General features: G+C 43.9%; 1 protein-coding gene. It reads right to left on the bottom strand.

The genetic code is table 11. The features are described 5' to 3' along the window. A partial coding sequence (locus C7447_RS14660) for an Ig-like domain-containing protein (protein ID WP_148871268.1) occupies positions 1-1,193 on the bottom strand: 1,193 nt, incomplete at both ends.

The following is a 1,193-nucleotide window of genomic DNA, read 5'->3' as shown; positions in this document are numbered from 1 at the left end:
GTTGAACAACTTGGTGTTGGCGTATCGTCATCACAAAGCGTATAGGTAAAGCTATCCGTTCCTACAAATCCTGTCGCTGGGCTATAAACAAACGTTCCGTCTCCATTACTAGTTACCGAACCTCCATTTGTACTGACTGCATCAAAACTCGTAATTGTAGCTCCGTCTACTACCGTATCATTGGTTAATACATTTCCTGTCGTTACTGATGTGTCTTCTGATGTAGTTGCCGCTGTTGGATCTGCTGCTGCTACTGGTGTTCCTTCATCGGTTACCGTTACCGTTACTGTTGCGGTTGAACAACTTGGTGTTGGCGTATCGTCATCACAAAGCGTATAGGTAAAGCTATCCGTTCCTACAAATCCTGTCGCTGGGCTATAAACAAACGTTCCGTCTCCATTACTAGTTACCGAACCTCCATTTGTACTGACTGCATCAAAACTCGTAATTGTAGCTCCGTCTACTACTGTATCATTGGTTAATACATTTCCTGTCGTTACTGATGTGTCTTCTGATGTAGTTGCCGCTGTTGGATCTGCTGCTGCTACTGGCGTTCCTTCATCGGTTACCGTTACCGTTACTGTTGCGGTTTCTGTTGTTTCGCTTCCATCTGGATTTTTTACAGTTACAACATATGTAAAAGTATCTGTTCCAGTAAAGCCTACATTTGGTGTATATGTTACTGTTCCGTCTCCATTGATCAACACATTTCCATTAGCAGCATTACTTACACTACTAACTACCAATGGTTTACAATCAGAAGAATCATTATTCAATACATCTATATTTACAGATATATCCTCATTAGTTACACCTACATCGTTTTTGATTTCTACAATAGAAATTACTGTGACTACTTGTGTACACGTAGCAGTGTTTCCTGCGGCATCCGTTGATGTCCAAGTCACCGTAGTGTCTCCGATTGGGAAGGTTGCTGGCGCATCATTCGTAATCGTTGGTACACCACAGTTGTCTGTGCCTGTTGGGGCTGCTCCTAAACTTACCCCACTTGCTGTACACGTGCCTGCATCTACATTCACCGTGACTGCCGATGGACAAGCACTGATCGTTGGATTGATATTGTCGACTACTGTAACTACTTGTGTACACGTAGCGGTGTTTCCTGCGGCATCCGTTGATGTCCAAGTCACCGTAGTGTCTCCGATTGGGAAGGTTGCTGGCGCATCATTCGT

Source organism: Tenacibaculum adriaticum (assembly GCF_008124875.1).
In the GTDB taxonomy this organism is placed as follows: Bacteria; Bacteroidota; Bacteroidia; order Flavobacteriales; family Flavobacteriaceae; genus Polaribacter; species Polaribacter adriaticus.
Note: the sequence above shows the minus strand (reverse complement) of the source record. Positions and strands in the feature narration are given on the sequence as shown.